This is a genomic window from Nocardiopsis quinghaiensis, assembly GCF_008638365.1.
GTDB classification, from domain to species: Bacteria; Actinomycetota; Actinomycetes; order Streptosporangiales; family Streptosporangiaceae; genus Nocardiopsis; species Nocardiopsis quinghaiensis.
This window is the reverse complement of sequence record NZ_VWVU01000055.1, coordinates 2,501-5,096: the sequence shown is the minus strand read 5'-3', so window position 1 is coordinate 5,096 and position 2,596 is coordinate 2,501. Positions and strand designations below refer to the sequence as shown.

At 51.7% G+C, this 2,596-nt stretch carries 2 tRNA genes and 2 rRNA genes (1 of these 4 only partly in view); all 4 read right to left on the bottom strand.

The window, feature by feature from the left end:
* Window positions 1–20: 20 nt before the first annotated feature.
* Window positions 21–112, bottom strand: a tRNA-Ser gene (locus FYX01_RS25905).
* A 2-nt stretch (window positions 113–114) separates the two neighbouring features.
* Window positions 115–189, bottom strand: a tRNA-Asn gene (locus FYX01_RS25900).
* An 8-nt stretch (window positions 190–197) separates the two neighbouring features.
* Window positions 198–313: ribosomal RNA gene (rrf, locus tag FYX01_RS25895) — 5S ribosomal RNA — on the bottom strand.
* Window positions 314–362: 49 nt separating this feature from the next.
* Window positions 363–2,596 (bottom strand): 23S ribosomal RNA (locus FYX01_RS25890); it runs 688 nt beyond the window's last position.

Genomic DNA, 2,596 nt, shown 5'->3' with positions numbered 1-2,596 from the left:
GCCAAATATTATAAATCCTATGGCGGAGAGCAAGGGATTCGAACCCTTGATACGCTTATGACGTATACACGATTTCCAATCGTGCTCCTTCGGCCAACTCGGACAGCTCTCCAATGGCTCCGCAGGTAGGAATCGAACCTACGACCGATCGGTTAACAGCCGATAGCTCTACCGCTGAGCTACTGCGGAATAATATTGCCTGGCAACGTCCTACTCTCACAGGGACAAGGTCCCAACTACCATCGGCGCTAGAGAGCTTAACTTCCGTGTTCGGTATGGGAACGGGTGTGACCTCTCTGCCATCATCACCAAACTATGAAGGCATATTCCTTCAAAACTAGATAACATTTGCTACATATTATATGGTTAAGTCCTCGATCTATTAGTATTCGTCAGCTCCACATGTCACCATGCTTCCACCTCGAACCTATCAACCTGATCATCTTTCAGGGATCTTACTAGCTTACGCTATGGGAAATCTCATCTTGAGGGGGGCTTCATGCTTAGATGCTTTCAGCACTTATCCCTTCCGCACATAGCTACCCAGCTATGCCCTTGGCAGAACAACTGGTACACCAGCGGTGCGTCCATCCCGGTCCTCTCGTACTAAGGACAGCTCCTCTCAAATTTCCTACGCCCACGACGGATAGGGACCGAACTGTCTCACGACGTTCTGAACCCAGCTCGCGTACCGCTTTAATGGGCGAACAGCCCAACCCTTGGGACCGACTACAGCCCCAGGATGCGATGAGCCGACATCGAGGTGCCAAACCTCCCCGTCGATGTGGACTCTTGGGGGAGATAAGCCTGTTATCCCCGGGGTAGCTTTTATCCGTTGAGCGATGGCCCTTCCATGCGGAACCACCGGATCACTAAGCCCGACTTTCGTCCCTGCTCGACTTGTAGGTCTCGCAGTCAAGCTCCCTTATGCCTTTGCACTCTACGAATGATTTCCAACCATTCTGAGGGAACCTTTGGGCGCCTCCGTTACACTTTAGGAGGCGACCGCCCCAGTCAAACTGCCCACCTGACACTGTCTCCCGGGTCGATAAGACCCGTAGGTTAGAATTTCAATACAGTCAGGGCGGTATCCCACCAGCGCCTCCACCGAAGCTAGCGCTCCGGTTTCAATGGCTCCCGCCTATCCTGTACAAACTGTACCAAAATTCAATATCAGGCTACAGTAAAGCTCCACGGGGTCTTTCCGTCCTGTCGCGGGTAACCTGCATCTTCACAGGTACTATAATTTCACCGAGTCTCTGGTTGAGACAGTGCCCAAATCGTTACACCTTTCGTGCGGGTCGGAACTTACCCGACAAGGAATTTCGCTACCTTAGGACCGTTATAGTTACGGCCGCCGTTTACTGGGGCTTCAGTTCAGAGCTTCGCTTACGCTAACCCCTCTCCTTAACCTTCCAGCACCGGGCAGGTGTCACCCCCTATACTTCGCCTTACGGCTTCGCAGAGAGCTGTGTTTTTGCTAAACAGTCGCTTGGGCCTATTCACTGCGGCTTTCCGTTAAGAAAGCACCCCTTCTCCCGAAGTTACGGGGTCATTTTGCCGAGTTCCTTAACCAGAGTTCTCTCGCACACCTTAGGATTCTCTCCTCGCCTACCTGTGTCGGTTTGCGGTACAGGCACCTTTTATCTCGCTAGAAGCTTTTCTTGGCAGCGGGGAATCAAAGACTTCGCTCCATAAGGAGCTTCCCCATCACAGCTCAGCCTTCACGATAAGCGGATTTGCCTACTTATCAGCCTAACTGCTTGGACGTGCACAACCAATCGCACGCTTCTTCTATCCTTCTGCGTCCCTCCATTGCTCAAACGATAAAGAGGTGGTACAGGAATATCAACCTGTTGTCCATCGCCTACGCCTGTCGGCCTCGGCTTAGGTCCTGACTAACCCTGAGCGGACGAGCCTTCCTCAGGAAACCTTAGGCATTCGGTGGACGGGATTCTCACCCGTCTTTCGCTACTCATACCGGCATTCTCACTTCTAAGCACTCCACCAGTCCTTACGGTCTGACTTCACTGTCCTTAGAACGCTCCCCTACCACTGATACCATTGGTATCAATCCGCAGCTTCGGTGGTGTATTTAGCCCCGGTACATTTTCGGCGCAGAGTCACTCGACTAGTGAGCTATTACGCACTCTTTAAATGGTGGCTGCTTCTAAGCCAACATCCTAGTTGTCTAAGCAACTCCACATCCTTTTCCACTTAATACACACTTTGGGACCTTAGCTGGCGGTCTGGGCTGTTTCCCTTTTGACTACGGATCTTATCACTCGCAGTCTGACTCCTAAGGATAAGTCATTGGCATTCGGAGTTTGACTGAATTCGGTAATCCGATGAGGACCCCTAGTCCAATCAGTGCTCTACCTCCAAGACTCTTACACTTAAGGCTAGCCCTAAAGCTATTTCGGGGAGAACCAGCTATCTCCAGGTTCGATTGGAATTTCTCCGCTACCCACACCTCATCCCCGCACTTTTCAACGTGCGTGGGTTCGGGCCTCCATTCAGTGTTACCTGAACTTCACCCTGGACATGGGTAGATCACCTGGTTTCGGGTCTACGACCACGTACTAAACGCCCTATT